A 17,056-nucleotide genomic window follows, 5' to 3' on the forward strand; every position below is an offset into this window, starting at 1 on the left:
AAGACAAATTATGGGTAAAAAAAGACCAACAAAAAAAGTAAAAGATAAATCGACCAAGAAGTTAAAGACCGGACTATATCATATTATTCGAAAATTATTTGAACAGCACCAGGACGCCCTTTTGAATTACAAACAGGTGTGCAGTTTGCTGCATATTCACGACAGCGAGTCCCGCAAACTGGTGGTGGCTTTGCTGCGAGAACTGGAAACGGAAGGTTTCCTGCGTAAAAGCGGACACGAAACTTATGGCTATTCCAATACGACCGAAACTATCGAAGGAGAACTGGAGCTTACACAGCGTGGTTCCGGATTCGTGACCGTTGGAAAAAATGAACCGGATATCTTCATTGCTCCGCACAACATCGGGCATGCTATTCACGGAGATATTGTTCGTGTTGCATTGACCAAAAAGAGCGGCAACAGGCCGGAAGGAAAGGTCATGGAAGTGGTTTCCCGTGAACGGACTCAATTCGTGGGAACGATTCACATTTACGACAAACACGCTTTCTTAATTCCGGACAATACCAAAACGGGCGTGAAGATTTACATTCCGTTCGAGAAATTGAATAAAGCCAAAAACAAGGATAAAGCGCTGGTAAAAATTACCGTTTGGCCGAAATCTGCGGAGTTTCCTTTCGGGGAAGTGATCCAGACTTTGGGCGGAAATTCGATCCACGACAACGAGATGATTTCTATCCTGGTGAGCCAGGGAATTCCTATCGAGTTTGGTGACGACGTGATGAGCGAAGCTGAACAGGTAACTCTTGAGCTCGATCCGGTGGAAGTTGCCAAAAGACGTGATTTCCGCGATATCCTGACCTTTACCATCGACCCGGTTGACGCCAAGGATTTTGACGATGCTTTGTCGATCCGGAAACTCGAAAATGGCCACTACGAAATCGGTGTACACATTGCAGACGTGAGCCAGTACGTGAAGCCCGATTCTGCTATGGACAAGGAAGCTTACAAGCGCGGAAATTCCGTTTACCTGGTAGACCGCGTGATCCCGATGCTTCCGGAACAGCTTTCAAACATGGTTTGTTCCCTACGACCGAAGGAAGATAAGTTTACTTTCTCAGCAGTTTTCGAACTGGATGAAAAAGGAAAATTATACAAAGAATGGTTCGGGAAAACAGTCATTCATTCCGATCACCGTTTTGCTTATGAAGATGCACAGGAAATCCTGGAAGGAGCAGAAGGTCCCTACAAGGAAGAATTGCACATTTTAGATAATATCGCAAAAATCTATCGAAAAGAGCGATTTAAGAATGGTGCATTGATGATTAATTCGGAAGAAATCCGTTTCAAACTGGATGAAAACAAAGAACCGGTGGATGTGGTAGTGAAGGTTTCGAAAGACGCGCATCAGCTTATTGAAGAGTTCATGCTTTTGGCCAATAAACGGGTTGCGATGTATGTCGGGATGCCGCAAAAAGGGAAAGATCCCGTGCCGTTCGTTTACCGCGTTCACGACAAGCCGGATCCGGAGAAAATCGCATTATTCAGTTTATTTTTAGATAAATTCGGCTATTCCCTGGAATTTACGAGCCCGGAGAAAGCAGCGCAAAGCATCAATAAATTGCTCAACGATATCCGTTTGAAAAACGAATACAGCATCATTCAGCAAATGGCAATCCGGAGCATGGCTAAAGCCACTTACGACACAGACAACATCGGTCATTACGGGTTGGCTTTCCAATATTATACGCACTTCACTTCACCAATCCGTCGATATGCGGATTTGATGGTACACCGTATTCTGCTGGAATGCCTGGAACACCGCCCGCACAAATACAACCAGGCACTGGAAGATATCTGTAAGCGCATTTCGCGCACGGAGCGCAAAGCGACGGAAGCAGAACGCGAATCCAATAAGTACTTCCAGGTCGTGTTTGTTCACGACAAGATCGGGGAAGAATTCGACGGAATTGTTTCCGGGTTGGCAGAATTCGGGCTGTTTGTGCGTATGACCGAAAACGCTTGTGAAGGAATGGTTCCGCTGCAGGAAATTCCGGGAGACCGTTTTTCATTCGATGAAAAGACCATGACGATAGTTGGCCAGAAAACCGGGAAAACGTTCCATTTCGGGGATTCGGTGCGTGTAAAGATTTCGGAAGTGAGCCCGAAAAAACGCACAATTGACCTGGAATTGGTTTCGGTTGCGGACTAATTAATCAGAACCGGTTTTCCAGAACATCGTTTTAGTTCTCCTGTTTCAGGTGGTTTGTCAGTTTTTTCATTTTGAACGATCCTTTCGAAAAAGAAATCTGTGTGGTATCGATCTGGTCTTCCTGGTCGTGCTCGTTGTAGACAAATCCTTCGGCGAAGAAAATCGTATTCGGCTTGCCCAGTGAATCTTCCGGGAAAATATGCGTGAAAATATGACAGGCATACCCATCTCCGCCGCAGGAAGAATAGCAATTCTTCAGCCCATGAACCTTGTGATCGGTATCGACCACATAATAGTTGGAAGTTTGGGTATAATCACAGGCAGCTGTTCCGTAATTCAGCGTAAAAACGAGTTTCTTCCCGGCTAGTTTGTGATTCCCCAGGGACTTCACAGAAACGTCTCCTTCGCCTTCAAAGGTGTCTTCGAAAATGATTTTTCCGTCGCGGAGAACGGTTAGATAGCCCGGATTATCGAAGCTATCCGGGTCGTATTTTTTGTACCCGAACCGGAACTCATAACCCGCAAATTGCTTTTTCAAATTCACGGCCGATTTGTCCGGTTTTTCCACTTCCCTGGATTCTTTAGGAGTTGGTTCTGCCTGTTTTACAGCTTCCGATTTAGTGGTGCTTGCCTTCTCTTCTTTCGGGGTCGGATTCCCGCAGGAAAACAATACCAGGAAAAGGGGTAAATAAATTGCTGGGTTCAGTCGCATATTGAATATTTATTCTAAAAATAACTTCTTTCAGAATATCTCAGGACGAAAATTCAAAGCAGTCAGCCGCGGCTGATCGTTTCGGATTCAATGAGAAACAGAGTGAGGATTTTTTCCTGAAAGAAGAATCATTACAACAGCGTCCGGAGAATTTTCGCAATGTTCCTTGCATCGTCAACTCCGCGGTGATGCGTTCCTTCCAGTTTGATCTGCAGGTGTTGAAGTGCTCCGTCCATTCCTTTTTCATGACCCAGTTTGTTTTTCAGGGCGAAAAGTGTTTTCACGTTGATGTGTGAAGGTCCGAGCGGATAACCGACACCTAATTCGGAACACTGGCGCTGAATGTGTTTCAGATCGTAAGCACCAAAACTGGCCCACGCCCTGCTCTGTCCGTCGTATTCCTTTCGAATGATCGCGCACGCTTCTTTGTAAGAAATTCCTTCCCGGCGGATCATCTCCGGAGTAATGGTTGTTAATTCCGTGCAGAATTCGCTGATCTCCGAACGTTCCGGGATCACCAGGATTCCACGGTTATCGGAAATCTCTCCCGAATGAACATCGAGCAGACAAATCCCGAATTCGATAATATCGTTGGTCATTCCCACTGGTGGAGCGGAATTCCAGCACGTGGCTTCCACGTCAATCACAATAATTTTGTCTAGTTTTTTTGCCATTTTTTGTTGTTTAAATTGTTAATCAAACACGACTTTCCTTTCTGGAAAATTCCCCGGCAAAATGAATGATTCAGGTTCGGTAGTCGCAGGTTTCCGGCTATGCGGATATTATTTTATGGGACAAAAGTAATGAAACAGAATGAATCATGATAAATCCGCGAAATCAATAGAATCTGCGTGAGCTAAAAGCTCGCAGATTTAATAGATTACCGCAGATACTATTCTTATGCTTTGATCTTATCGGCTTGAACTCAGAAGCAGCACTTTTTTGTCCAGCATCCAGATACTTCCGCCTGATCCGAAAAACAGATCCGGAAGGCCGTGGTAGTTTTTGTTTGACCGATCCAACTCTTCGGAAATTTCCTTGCTGAGAAAATCGAACTGAAAATCTTCCTGGCTGTAATCGGTTGGTGTATAGTTTGATTTCCTGCTTACATCCAGCATGCTTTCGAAGGTTGCAGAATCAAAATAAAGCACCGCCTGCAGCGAATAATCGGATGGTCCCGGAACCGAAACACGGTCTTTCTCACCGGAATTATCGATTACCGTGTGCTTAAATGTTACTTCCGTCGGGTTGTATTTTTTCAGGTTAATCAGCTTTCCCAACTTTTCAACGTCCGAAGAATACGTTGTAGAAATATTATCCGCTTTTTTATCCGCATCTCCGGATTTTCCTTCACAGGAAACAAGGATTGCTGCAAGGGCAAAAACTACTATCGCGCTGACTTTTCTCATCTTCTCTTTATTCTGAAAATACCACAAATTTCTTTCCTTTCGCTGCCGGATCGAATTTACACAAACCCATGTTGCGGGTCCCGAACCAGAAATCATCGGAGCGTGTTTTCAAAACGGTAAAAACCGAATTGTTTGTCAATCCGTCGCCTGCCACGGTGAAATTGGTGAAGGCATTGGATTTCGGATCGTAGCGCCATACACCGCCCTTTTTATCTTCAAGAGATCCGCTTCCGAATTCTGTTCCGAACCAGATCTGTCCGTTTTTATCTTCGACCATGGAAGCAATACTGCTGGTACTGAATGTGGCAATATCTGCAAAATTGGTGTAGGATTTTTGCGGACCGATTCCGTCGTATCTGCAAACTCCGTGCTCCCGAGTTCCGAACCACAAATTTCCTGCTTTGTCTTCCAGCAGGGAATACACCATGTTGTCGCCGTTGGGTTCGAAATTGGTCAGCGCTTTTCCGTCAAAAGAGCAGGCGCCTTCATTGTTCCAGGAAGCAAACCACATTTTCCCTGATTGGTCCTGGATAATTGCTGAAATACCTCTCAGATGCAGGTTTTTTGGGTTGACGATCAAATTGTTCCCGCTAAAAAACGGAACAAATGACCATTCGTTTTCTGAGGATTCTTTGTTTGTCTGTAACACCGATTTAAACACGCCATGATCTGTTCCGAACCAAAATTGTCCGCTTTTGTCCTGGTAGATGGCGTGAACGGGATTTTTCTGGTGTTTGTAATCCACAGCAGAGATTTTACCTTCCAAACGATAAGTCGTAAAGCCTTTTGAAGGAGATGCAGGATCGTAGCAACAAACTCCGTCGTCCGTACCGAACCACAGCTTTCCGGTATTATCTTCATAAGCACACCACACATGATTGCTGCTCAACCCATCTTTTACCAGAAAATTCGTAAATTCTTTTCCGTCGTATTTATAAAGCCCTTCTCCGGTTGTACCAAACCACAGGTTCCCGTTTTTGTCTTCCAGCGAACAATGCACATTGGCGTATTCGTCCGTTCCCTGGCTGCGGACCAGTTTTGGCTGTGCGATCGTTCTTACGGTTTCTGTTTTCGGTGAATCCGCTTGAACCTGTGCGCCGCAGGAAACAGAGATCAGCGTAAGTAAAATGTATATCAGTTGGGTTCGCTTCATGGTTTTTGGTTTTTGTCGTAAACTGTAAATATCCTGTTTCAGAACGGATTGATAGCCAAATTCGTGTAAATTACTTTAAATTTTTTTGTTTTTTTAGCCGGAATGCTCCTGTCTGAAAAACCGCATCTTCTTCGACCGTGTACAAGGAATCTCCCGAAATAACGACGTCAAAATTCACCTCATCTCCCTGTACAAAATCATAGGCACTTCCAAAAACGGCTTCGACTATTAATGGTTCATTGGTGATCGGATGGGTATGATCGGTTAAAATGGATGCCGGCGTATATTCGTTAAACAGCCTTTCATCGAAGGCAAAAGCAAGCTGCGAACCAGTCATTCTTTTTTGGTTCATCAAATCCTCATTCTCGTATTGTACCAGGATCGATTTTTTATCGATCAGTGACGGTGGATCAACGAAGATCATCAAAGAATCCAGGTTCGGTGCTTTACACACAAACTGTCCGAATGTCAGTTTACACCTGATGCGGAACGTTGAATCATTGATGGCTTTGATGGTCCCGGAATGTTCTCCGTACGCACTGTTTCCTTCTGTTTGGTAGGTAAACAGCACTTTGTTATCCGGTGAAATTTTCAGGTAACATAAATATCCGCCGCTAGTGGAATATCCTTTATAAAGTTGTTCTGTTTTGAACTGGTTATTTTCCTTTTTTGCGGAATCAGAACAGCTGATTATCTGGAACAGAATTACCGGAATAAGTAAAAGTCTTCTTTTCATTTCTGATCTGTTTATTTTCCCGGCGGAGCCGAAAAATTTTTGATTTTCTAGCGGAATAATTCCATCAGGTTTTCCGGTTTCGATAATTCCGTGAACCCGAACTGCTTGTAAAGCCCGTGTGCATCCGTAGTAGCCAGGCGCCATACTTTGACATTCTTCAGAGAGTCATTTTCCAGGATGTGTTCCATCAACCGTTTCGAATATCCTTTTCCGCGATGTGCTTCGTCAATAAACACGTCCAATAAATAAGCAAACTGCGCGTAATCCGTTACAACACGCGCAAATCCTATTTGTTTCACGTCCAGGAAAACACCGAAATTCAGCGAATTATCAATGCAGGTTTGCATGGTTTCCCGGCTGCGGTCTTTGGCCCAATACGTTTTAGAAATAAAATCGGTGATGTAAGCTACATCCAGCAGGTTTTTGTCGGAAGTGATCATTAGATTTTCCATGGATTAAAAATAAGAAAACCCCTATAAAAACAACAGGGGATTTAAAATTTAAATCCCCTGCTTTTTAAACATATAAACGTAAATTATGGAAGAATCTGGACCGGTTTGGTAACTACCGTTCCATCTTTATAAATTACCGATAGATAATAAATCCCCGCCTGAAGTCCGGACGAATGATTATTCGTTCTTAACTCAAATCCCATACCTGTTTTTACACGGTCGATCTGAATTTCTTTCCCCGAAACATCTCTCAGGGTCAGTTGGTTTACTGTCCCGCTGGGAATATAGACAGAGAAAGAACCGGTATTCGGATTCGGGAAAACGGAAAAGGCATTTTCATTATAAGCTTCTACTCCCAAATGGTCTGTTAAATAGTTTCCTGCCGCAAAAATGTTCGGCAAAGGGCCTATTTTTTCAGTAACCGGGAACAATACTCCGGCTACCTGTGGTTTTCCGGTAGTTACCAATATGTTCGCAATCTCATCCCGCGATAAGCTGTTTCCGGTTAAATCCCTGGAAAGCGACTGCAAAAGTGTTACTGCTCCGACCACGATCGGCGAAGCCCCGGAAGTTCCTCCGAAATCATCCGAATATTCTTTGTTTAATCCTTCAGCTGCGTAGGCAGAACCGTAACCCGTTGTCACAACTCCTTCCCCGTTTCCCTGTAAATCGATGCGGCTTCCATAATTGGAGAACCACAAACGGGAACGCGGAGTATCATCAATTCCAACTGCTCCGGCGCCAACCATGATAGCTTCCGACCAGTTTTCCTCCAGGAAAGGATAGTGCCCCCCATTATCAACTGTAAACATCGGATCGTCCAGGTTACGGTTCCCGTTTCCTGCTGCTTCCACTACGATCAAACCATTTCCGGAAATCAGCTGGATTGCATCGTAAAAAGGTTCGTACCATTCAACAGGTGCAAATCCTTCGTCTGGCGTTCCTTCAAAAGCCATGATCTGTTGCTCAATCAAAACAACATCACCCTGGTCCAGCTGACTCAACGTACTGATCAACGCCTCTTCCAGGTAATACACCTCATTGATGTATGCTCCCGCAAAATACAATTGGCTTTGATAAGCAATCCCGGTTGTTCCGATGCCGTCATTCAAAGAAGCGATTTCACCCAAAACAGCTGTTCCGTGATCCGGTCCGTAACCCGGATCTTCCGGTTGCGGTCCGATGATAGTGACAGCAGGAAGATCTTCGTGGTTCTCGTTGAAGAGGTATTCTACGTCACACACTTTCACACCCGCTCCATAAATCGAATAAGCATTCCAAAATTCCTGCGCATGAATTCCCGGATCCTGGTCGTATAAGTAAAGTTGGGTCGGTTGAAGATTCGGTACGGCCGGAACGCTCAATTTAGGAGGAATACTAACGTATTTAACCGCATACAAACGTGTTTCCAATTCCTTTTTCACCGATTGAATGTCTGCATTCGCATTCAGATGAAATTCGAACAGTGTGTGCGGGTCCGAAAGGTTCTTTTTCAGGTTTTGCTTTGCTTTCAGGTAATAGGTATCCAAAAGTTCCTCCGGAATGTTGTAAAACGGTTCCCAATACCCGTATTGTGCCAGTTCAGGAAATGACGCAAATTCGGAAACTAATTTTCCGTCTTTTGCATATACGGCTGTTCCGTCTTCGAACTTGACATGTAAAATCCGGTCGGGATTATTTTGGGCGGTTGCTGTAAAAACAGCAAGAGATAAAATGGAGAGTAGACGAATTTTCATAAGCAAGCAATTTTTACCAATGCTACTGAATATTTCAATACCACTTCTTATGAAAGTGTATACGCAACCAATTATTGAGGGAAATGTATTTCAGAAACTGTGAACCAGCTGTTCGTTAAAGCATTTTGATACGGTTCGTCAATTCATCTCTGTAGGAACCACCGATAGGAATGAGTTTGCGATCATTTTCCAGCTGCAGGTTCGGGAAATCGATCGATGCAATTTTATCCAGGCGAACAATGAACGAACGGTGCACACGAATAAACTGGTCCGTACCCAATTTCGTTTCGATATCTTTCATCGTGGAATGAATCGTATAACGTGTTTCGTTGGTGTTAATAACTACGTAATCCTTTAATGCTTCGATGAAATAAATATCGTTCATATTTAATTTCACCAATTTGCTGTTGGATTTTACAAAAATGAACTCATTCAGGGAATCTTTTTCCTTGTTTTCAACCAACGAATAAAGCATGTCGCGCTCGCGTTCTACTTCCTGTTCTTTTTTGTGTTTATAAAGTGCCATTTCAATCGACGTATGTAAATCGATTTCTTTGAAAGGCTTTAGAATATACCCGTAAGGTTCGGTAACTTTTGCTTTGGATAAAGTGGCTTCATCCGCATAAGCTGTAAGGTAAATTACCGGAATGGAGTATTGGTTACGAACAATTTCAGCTGTTTCGATCCCGTTCATTTCTCCCTTCAACATGATATCCATCAAGACAATATCAGGCTGATTTGCTTCCAATAATTCCAATGCTTTTTCACCCGAAGGAGCTGCACCAACAACGTGGTACCCAAGCTTTTTCAAACTTGACTGGATATCCTTCGAAACAATGAATTCATCTTCTACAACTAACACATTAGCCTTCGTCATTCTTTACAGCTTTGGAGTCAAAAGTAATTAATTTTAACCGTTAATTACAATCTGTTCTAAATATTTAGTAGACGCCTAACTTTCGTTCGTCTATTCGAATATAAACTTTAACTATGAATTGTGCAAATTAGTCTTCAAGGAGGAGAAACAAAATAAATAGAATAAAAATCTTTTTTAAAAAGAAATCTATTATATCTATTAGGGGTGTTAATTCGTGTAAAACTTTCATCCGAAAGATTCGTTTTTTAAACTTATGAGTTCATTCGATGGATTTATTGACAATTGAAAACGTCGATTTGAAGTTCTGTGACAATACTTTACGCAGATATCAACAATTGAGGCGGAATTGTTAATGTGTATAAAATACTTCCTTTCAACGCTGTTAATATGTGTTTAACATGGGGATAAAAGAGCGATAATTTCACCAAACTTTTGGGTGCTTCATTCAAAAACTTGTACATATGATGAAATAGTTCGGATATCCTAGAAATAGTTATTGAATCTTTCCAACAGATATTGACAATCCGGAATTAAAAGGTGTGTAAAACTGTTTTTTGTACTATCAAGGAAATCAAGCCTTTCAGCGAATGCATTTTTTCTTGTTGTTAATTGATTGTTCCATTTGTTGATAAGCCTTAACTTTGACAAAACTTTCAGTATTATGTCACAAATCATTCCGATCGGAGCAGATCATGCAGGATTTCAATTGAAATCAGAAGTTATTAAACATTTGGAATCCTTAGGTTACGAAGTAAAGGATTACGGATGCTACAGCGAAGAAAGCATTGATTATGCAGATTTCGGTCACCCGGTTGCAAATCATGTAGAAGCCAATGAAGGATCAAAAGGAATTGTGATTTGCGGAAGCGGCAACGGAATTAACATGACTGTTAATAAACATCAGGGAATTCGCGGAGCACTTTGCTGGAAGAAAGAAATTGCACAATTGGCACGTGAACACAACGATGCTAATATCCTGACATTGCCTGCACGCTTTGTTTCCGTGGAGGAAGCGTTGGAAATGGTGGATATTTTCTGGAATACGGCTTTCGAAGGAGGAAGACACCAGAAACGAATTGATAAAATCCCGGTATAAGTTAAAAGTTAAAAGGTGAGAAGTGAAAAAGGACTTTTAACTTCTCACTTTTCAATTATATAAATAAGGTATGAAAGGAATCACCAGTCTACTATTTTCAAGTGCTTTATGCGTTTGCTTTTCCCAGCAGGTTGATATAGCGAAAAAATACAGTTCCTATATTAATGAAGCAGATCTGAAAAAGAACCTCACCGTTTTAGCTTCCGATGAATATATGGGAAGAGAAACCGGGAAACAAGGTCAGAAAATGACAGCTGAATTCCTGAGTGCTTATTTTAAAAAACTGGGATGTTCTGTTGCTCCGGGAATGTCGGGTTATGAACAATATTTCGATGTCATAGAAAGTACGCCGGGAGGAACTCTGAGTTTAAACGGTTTGAACCTGAATTTCAAAACAGACTTTATTTATTACGCCTGTAAATCCAGAACTACTTTGGATAATCTTCCTGTTTATACGGTAGATCAATTGGAACAGGCGGAAAAGAAACCGTGTTACGTAGTGTACGTGATGAAAAGCCTGGAAGTGCGTAAAGAAGTTGCTGCACTTAAAAAAGATCTGCCGAAACAAGTGAAAGGAATTATACTGGTTTCCGATCAATATACTACTTTATATGAATACATGGAACATTACGTAACCACGAAAACCATGTACCTGGCAGATGAAAAACGAAAAGAAGAATTCCCCATCCTGTTTGTGAACCAATCTTCCCTGGAACCTTTGAAGAAGAAATCAAACGGATTCCTGTCGGGAAAGGGAAAAATTGCGAAACCGGCAAAACCTGTTTTTACGGTAAGCGGAGAATTGAATACCCAGGAAGAGCGGTTGACAAGTTCGAATGTATTGGCATATATAGAAGGAAGTGATCCGGTACTTTCAAAAGAAGTAGTGGTGATTACTGCGCATTACGATCACATCGGTGTGGATCACGGAGTTGTTTACAATGGTGCGGATGATGACGGAACCGGAACAGTATCTTTGTTGGAGTTGGCCGAAGCATTTATGGAAGCAAAGAAAAACGGGGAAGGTCCGAAACGTTCCATTCTGATTATGCCGGTTTCAGGGGAAGAAAAAGGGTTGCTCGGTTCGGATTACTATTCTTCACATCCCGTTATTCCGCTGGCAAATACTGTTGCCGATTTAAACATCGATATGATCGGGCGTAACGATATCGGTCATGAAAAGGACACGAATTACATTTACATTATCGGGTCGAATATGCTGAGCAACGATTTGCACGATGCGAATGAAAAAGCAAACGAGACATATACGCGCATAAAGTTGGATTACAAGTTCAACAGTTTGTCAGACCCGAATCAATTCTACTACCGTTCGGACCATTACAATTTTGCAAAGCACAGCATCCCGGTGATTTTCTATTTCAGCGGAGTACACGAAGATTATCACCAGCCAACGGATGATGTAGAGAAAATCATCTTCTCCAAAGTGGAAAAAGTAGCACGATTGGTTTTCTACACTGCCTGGGAACTTTCAGACAATCCGAAAAGAATCCGGTTGAATTAATTTTTCCCCAGCAGGGATTCGATCAGTGCATTCGTTTTATTCACGTATTCCGTATAAACATCTCCTGTTCCCGGACCATTGAACCCGGTATGGATGCGTTTTACTTCGCCGTCTCTTCCGATATAAATAGATGTTGGGAAAGAAATGACTTCGTTGAGCATTTTAAATTGATCGGAAGCAATTCCTTTGGAAGCTTTCCCTCCTACCAAAAAGGTGAAGTCGAGATTTTTGCGCTGTTTTAAAGTAAGGATTTTCTTTGCCTGTTCTTCGAAAGAATCTGCTGCTTCATATCCGATCGAAATGATTTCCAATCCTTTTGAATGGTATTTTTCATACAATTCTTTGTAGTAATTGGTTTCATCCATGCAGTTCGGACACCAGGTTCCCATGATTTGAATAATCACAACTTTTCCCCGTGTTTCGGCATTCGGAAAGGAATAATCCGTTCCGTTAACTGTTTTCAGGTTGAAACTGAAAGGAGTGTGATCTGGCTTAAGTACCGTAATGGAATCCGGATCGCGTAGTTCAAAATCCGGGTTATAAGTGGCTACGAAATCCGTAGAATAATGTTTGCCGCTGTAGAAATAACCCTGCACACGGTGATCCTTGATGGAACCATTCAATAAGAAAGCATGTGAACCGTCAAAAGCAGAAAGATAGAATTTCGAATTTTCAATCACTCCTTCCAGGAAGCGGTAATCTCCGGTTTCTGTGCGGAAAGTACCGGTAATGTGATTTTGTTTCTGATCGATAATTCCCAAAGCACTTTCTTCATCCGTAGTTTTCGGAGAGAAATGCGTTTCCCATTTTCCGTTTAAATCACCGCCCGGTGCATCTTTTTTCCGGGGTTTTGGATTGAAGTTTGCGAAAAAAGGAATTTTGTAGTTTGCACCTTTGTTATAATTGAACCAGAATCCGCGAATTTCCTTTTTCTTGTCCGTAATGAATCTCAATTCGGAATCGAAACTTGGAAAAGGCAAAACAATCGTATCTCCTTTTTTAATTCCGTTGGTAAGTTCAATGCGCTCTTCCGCATTGTGAATAACCAGCAGCATTCTTTTCTGTTTTTTCTCCACAGTTAAATGCACGGGCAATTGGGTGGTCTCATTCAATTGAAGATAAGCAGAATAAGATCCCGGAAGAAGGGCTATTTTTTGAGAATATACAGATGTCGCTGATACGGCAATCAGTAACAAGGAGGCAATACTTATTTTCATGGGGTGCTAAAGTACGACTAATTTAATTTTTTATTTTGAAGAAACCTGCCTCGTGCAACCTTTTTTGGTAGTTTAGAGTCTATTGATACAGCAAGTGCTATGGATGATTTAACATTGGTAAATGAATGCGCCAAAGGAAATTCAAAAGCACAGCGGGCGTTGTTTGATAAGTTTGCTCCCAAGATGCTGGCAGTTTGCCAGCGTTACCTGAGAAATAACCAGGAAGCTGAAGACGTATTACAAGATGGTTTTGTAAAGGTTTTTCAGAAGATTGTGGATTTCAAAATGGAAGGATCTCTGGAAGGATGGATCAGAAGAATTGTAGTCAATACAGCTTTGGATACTATCCGGAAGAACAAAAAGTTATTGGATGACGTACAAGTCGAAGAGGTTCAATACAAAGTATCCTTTACAGACCATCAGTTTGATGGAATGGACCTGGCACAATTGATGAAGTTGATCGATGAAATGCCTGACGGATACCGGATTGTATTTAACATGTTTGCAATAGAAGGTTATTCGCATAAAGAAATAGCAGATACATTGGGAGTAACGGAGAATACCTCCAAATCACAATACTCGCGTGCACGGGCTTTTCTACGCACTCAATTAGAATTATTAGAACGTGATTGAAAAAGATAATATACAAGAACTGTTTTCGAAGGCATTTGAAAACCAGACTGCTCCGGTAAGGCCGGATCTGTGGGCTGGTGTTCAGGCTAAGATGGCTGCTGCAGGTGTTGCTTCAACGGCAACGGTTGCAACAAAAGGTCTTTCTGCTTTGACAAAATGGATCATTGGCTCAGCTGCAGTTGGAACTGTAGGTGTGGTCACTACTGTTGTTGCTTTGAATTCAGGTGAAGAAACAGTGAATCAAAAAGCAGATTCTCCGAAGGAAATTTCTCAAAATACGACTGTAGCAAGTCAGGACGAGCACAAACCGGAGAACACGAAATTCGCACCACATACTATTTATACCAAACCGGAAGTGGTGGACGATAAATCATCGGATGATATTCAGCAGGCAATAAAACCAACTGACAAGGAATACAAGAAACCGGATGATCGATTCATTATAGCTGATGATCATGTTGCTGAAACAATAAAGGCTGATAAATCGAAACAGGAAGACAGAACAACTCCTGCCGACAACGGTAAAAAAGAACCAGGAGATAGAACAACGGATTCGAAAAAATCTCCTGTTGATAAGAAGGAAGATAAAGAAACGCCGGTTGTGAAGCATCCGGAGAATACGAAAGAACCGGTTTTTGCTGATCTACAGGCAAAAGTGACGAAGTTCCCGAGTATTTTTACACCGAACTCTGATGGAAGTAATGATTATTACTTCGTAGAAGCTGAGAATATCCGCGATTTCCAATTGGTAATCATTGATCAAAACAACCGTGAAATGTTCCGTTCAAATATTCCTGGCGAACGCGAGGGATGGAACGGTAGAGATAAATCCGGAGACGAAGCACCGAACGGAAGTTATGCTGCGATCGTTACAGGAAAAGATCAAAACGGAAAAAGCTTCAGGGACATTCAATTGTTCGAATTAAGACGCTAATAATTACACGTATACTGAAACAAAGTGAAAGAAGCATTCGTCCATTGACGGGTGCTTTTTTGTTATAAATCGTTTTGGTTTTCATTCTTGTAGGTACGCGATGCGTCGCGTACCTACACCATTTCAAAACGGAAAATCTTTACGGGAAACCGGAGTATACGGTTTAAATATGTTGTAAAACAAAAAAGCTTCGCGGTTATGCGAAGCTTTTCGAGGTCTCGTCCGGATTCGAACCGGAGTATACGGTTTTGCAGACCGGTGCCTAGCCGCTCGGCCACGAGACCATCTTGTGCCGGCAAAAATAGTAATTTTTCTTTAATTCCAATGAAAATAGCGAAGATGTTTCCTTTCTATTTGAACTCTTGAAACCTTTGAACTTTGAATCTTTTTAAAAAGTTCCCGACTCAATAATAATCGCTACGTTATCTACATCCCCGTTTATGGGAGGACAAATCTTGGTAACTTTCACTCGCAAGGCAATCAATCCGTTGATTTCCCGCTCAATACGTGAAACAATGCGCTGGCCAACGTGTTCGATCAATTTGGAACGGATAGCCATTTCCTGTGTAACGATCGCGTTGATATGCACATAATCGATGGTTTGGCTCAACTCATCACTCAAAGCTGCCTGCTGGAAATCAGTTTTCATGCGAACATCTACTATGTAGTTTCCGCCGATCTTTCCTTCTTCCTCCAGGCAACCGTGGTAAGCATAGAGTTTTATTCCGTTGACTTCAATGAGGTGATTCATCCCAATTTTGCTAATCCGTCATTCATGCGGTTCAATGCTTCTTCTTTCCCTAAGTAAGCAGCAATTTCAAACATAGAAGGCCCTGTTCCGGCTCCAGTAAGCAGCAATCGGAATAAAGGCAAGACAGCACCGATTCCTAAAGATTTCTCTTCCAGGAAGGATTTAAATGCAGCTTCAATGGTTGGAGCATCGAAAGTGGAGATTGCTTCCAGTTTTCCTTTCCACTCGTTCATCAGAGCAGCAGAATCTTCCTTCCATTTCTTGGAGACGGTTTGTTCGTCATAAGATTCCGGCTTATTCAACAAGTAAGCACCTTCGGTCATCATGTCTTTCAGGAAGGTTGCACGCTCTTTCATCAAATGGCAAAATTGTGCGATTTTTTCATCGTTTTCCGCAAGATTAAATTCAGATTTGAGCATTTTAGCCAAATCTTCGTCGCTGGTTGCTTTCAAATATTGTTGCTGGAACCATTTGGTTTTATCCGGATCAAACTTCGCTCCTGCTTTACTTACACGATCCAAACTGAAGGCTTCAACCAATTGATCCAGGCTGAAAATTTCCTGTGTTGTTCCCGGGTTCCATCCAAGGAAAGCAAGCATGTTGATAAATGCATTGTGCAGGTACCCGCTCTCACGGTAACCTGTAAATGATTCCATGTTTCCAGTTTTCGGATCTTTTAAACTTCCGGAAATAGGGAAAACCGGGAAACCTAAACGGTCACCGTCTCTCTTGGAAAGTTTACCGTTTCCATCCGGGCGAAGCAACAGCGGAAGGTGAGCAAATTTCGGAGCATCCCAACCGAATGCCTGGTAAAGCAAAATGTGCAATGGAGCTGACGGAAGCCACTCTTCCCCACGGATCACGTGAGATATTTTCATCAAATGATCATCTACAATGTTCGCTAAATGGTAAGTCGGAAGCCCGTCGCTTTTAAATAATACCTTGTCGTCCAGGTTATTCGTATTTACAACGACCCATCCACGGATGATGTCTTCAAATCTAACATCTTCATTTCTAGGCATTTTCATACGAATCACGTACTTATCACCGGCCTCGAGTCTTCTTTGTACTTCGTCGGCAGGAAGTGTCAGTGAATTCTTCAGATTCGTACGCGTAACGCTGTTGTACTGCCAGTTGGGCATTCCCATATTTTTAGCTTGCTCACGCACAGCATCCAATTCTTCGGGAGTGTCGAATGCGTAATAAGCTTTGTCGTTTTCAACAAGCTGAAGCGCATACGGTTTATAAAGATCCATGCGCTCACTCTGAATGTACGGACCATATTCACCACCGATTCCCGGACCTTCTGTTGGCATGATTCCACACCATTTCAAAGATTCCATGATATAATCCTGTGCTCCTGGAACAAAACGTTCCTGGTCGGTATCCTCTATCCGAATAATGAAAGTTCCATTATTGTGTTTTGCAAAAAGATAATTATAAAGTGCTGTTCTAACACCTCCCATGTGCAAAGGACCTGTTGGGGATGGTGCAAAACGGACACGTACGTTTGACGAACTCATGCTTGTAAATTTTATGCAAAAGTAATTAAATATTGACCTTGTTCTGCAAAATGGGAAAGTGTTAAAAACGAGACGGATTAACCTTTTTTAAGAGTAAAGTGTACAGCCGGTTAGAATTTGAAGAAGATGTTCTGT

The 17,056-nt window shown here is 42.2% G+C and carries 16 protein-coding genes and 1 tRNA gene; 5 read left to right on the top strand and 12 right to left on the bottom strand.

What is annotated here, in order from left to right; genetic code table 11:
• Positions 1-10 precede the first annotated feature (10 nt).
• Positions 11-2,170 (top strand): ribonuclease R, encoded by a 2,160-nt coding sequence (gene rnr / locus ABDW02_RS12830; protein WP_343635000.1) that lies wholly within the window; start codon positions 11-13, stop codon positions 2,168-2,170.
• Between the two features lie 31 nt (positions 2,171-2,201).
• Here rnr and ABDW02_RS12835 read toward each other — a convergent pair whose 3' ends face one another.
• From ABDW02_RS12835 to ABDW02_RS12870, 8 genes are all read right to left on the bottom strand, one after another.
• A complete protein-coding gene (locus tag ABDW02_RS12835) occupies positions 2,202-2,882 on the bottom strand; it encodes a hypothetical protein (protein ID WP_343635002.1) in 681 nt (226 codons plus the stop codon).
• Between the two features lie 131 nt (positions 2,883-3,013).
• Positions 3,014-3,556: a 3'-5' exonuclease gene (locus ABDW02_RS12840; protein WP_343635004.1), complete on the bottom strand. Its 543-nt coding sequence runs from the start codon at positions 3,554-3,556 to the stop codon at positions 3,014-3,016.
• Positions 3,557-3,793: 237 nt separating this feature from the next.
• Entirely contained in the window at positions 3,794-4,291 is a 498-nt protein-coding gene (locus ABDW02_RS12845) for a hypothetical protein (protein ID WP_343635006.1), read from the bottom strand.
• A gap of 7 nt (positions 4,292-4,298) precedes the next feature.
• Positions 4,299-5,444, bottom strand: coding sequence for a two-component regulator propeller domain-containing protein (locus ABDW02_RS12850; protein WP_343635008.1), 1,146 nt, complete (start codon positions 5,442-5,444; stop codon positions 4,299-4,301).
• A gap of 70 nt (positions 5,445-5,514) precedes the next feature.
• Positions 5,515-6,180, bottom strand: coding sequence for a hypothetical protein (locus tag ABDW02_RS12855; protein ID WP_343635010.1), 666 nt, complete (start codon positions 6,178-6,180; stop codon positions 5,515-5,517).
• A 47-nt stretch (positions 6,181-6,227) separates the two neighbouring features.
• On the bottom strand, positions 6,228-6,632 hold the full coding sequence (locus ABDW02_RS12860; RefSeq protein ID WP_343635011.1) for a GNAT family N-acetyltransferase: 405 nt from the start codon (positions 6,630-6,632) through the stop codon (positions 6,228-6,230).
• Positions 6,633-6,715: 83 nt separating this feature from the next.
• Positions 6,716-8,368, bottom strand: a complete 1,653-nt coding sequence (locus ABDW02_RS12865; protein ID WP_343635013.1) for a S8 family peptidase — start codon at positions 8,366-8,368, stop codon at positions 6,716-6,718.
• A gap of 115 nt (positions 8,369-8,483) precedes the next feature.
• Entirely contained in the window at positions 8,484-9,245 is a 762-nt protein-coding gene (locus tag ABDW02_RS12870) for a response regulator (protein WP_294670642.1), read from the bottom strand.
• A gap of 661 nt (positions 9,246-9,906) precedes the next feature.
• Here ABDW02_RS12870 and rpiB point away from each other — a divergent pair.
• A complete protein-coding gene (rpiB, locus tag ABDW02_RS12875; RefSeq protein ID WP_343635017.1) occupies positions 9,907-10,341 on the top strand; it encodes a ribose 5-phosphate isomerase B in 435 nt (144 codons plus the stop codon).
• A gap of 70 nt (positions 10,342-10,411) precedes the next feature.
• Positions 10,412-11,863, top strand: coding sequence for a M28 family peptidase (locus ABDW02_RS12880; RefSeq protein WP_343635019.1), 1,452 nt, complete (start codon positions 10,412-10,414; stop codon positions 11,861-11,863).
• Here the strand turns inward: ABDW02_RS12880 and ABDW02_RS12885 are convergent.
• Entirely contained in the window at positions 11,860-13,080 is a 1,221-nt protein-coding gene (locus ABDW02_RS12885; RefSeq protein WP_343635021.1) for a TlpA disulfide reductase family protein, read from the bottom strand. The genes ABDW02_RS12880 and ABDW02_RS12885 overlap by 4 nt on opposite strands.
• Positions 13,081-13,179: 99 nt before the next feature.
• Here ABDW02_RS12885 and ABDW02_RS12890 point away from each other — a divergent pair, with 99 nt between their 5' ends.
• The gene (locus ABDW02_RS12890) at positions 13,180-13,713 is read left to right on the top strand and encodes an RNA polymerase sigma factor (protein ID WP_343635023.1); all 534 of its coding nucleotides are present in this window, start codon (positions 13,180-13,182) and stop codon (positions 13,711-13,713) included.
• A complete protein-coding gene (locus ABDW02_RS12895; protein ID WP_343635025.1) occupies positions 13,706-14,647 on the top strand; it encodes a gliding motility-associated C-terminal domain-containing protein in 942 nt (313 codons plus the stop codon). The genes ABDW02_RS12890 and ABDW02_RS12895 overlap by 8 nt, the downstream gene beginning before the upstream one ends.
• Before the next feature lie 213 nt (positions 14,648-14,860).
• On the opposite strand, the gene ABDW02_RS12900 is transcribed toward ABDW02_RS12895, so the two are convergent.
• The 3 genes from ABDW02_RS12900 to gltX form a co-directional block, all read right to left on the bottom strand.
• Positions 14,861-14,931: transfer RNA gene (locus ABDW02_RS12900), tRNA-Cys, on the bottom strand.
• Positions 14,932-15,035: 104 nt separating this feature from the next.
• Positions 15,036-15,398: a dihydroneopterin aldolase gene (gene folB / locus ABDW02_RS12905; protein WP_343635027.1), complete on the bottom strand. Its 363-nt coding sequence runs from the start codon at positions 15,396-15,398 to the stop codon at positions 15,036-15,038.
• A complete protein-coding gene (gene gltX, locus ABDW02_RS12910) occupies positions 15,395-16,921 on the bottom strand; it encodes a glutamate--tRNA ligase (protein ID WP_343635029.1) in 1,527 nt (508 codons plus the stop codon). Before gltX ends, folB begins: the two co-directional genes overlap by 4 nt.
• Between the last annotated feature and the right edge of the window lie 135 nt (positions 16,922-17,056).

This window comes from Fluviicola sp. (assembly GCF_039596395.1).
Taxonomy (GTDB): domain Bacteria; phylum Bacteroidota; class Bacteroidia; order Flavobacteriales_D; family Crocinitomicaceae; genus Fluviicola.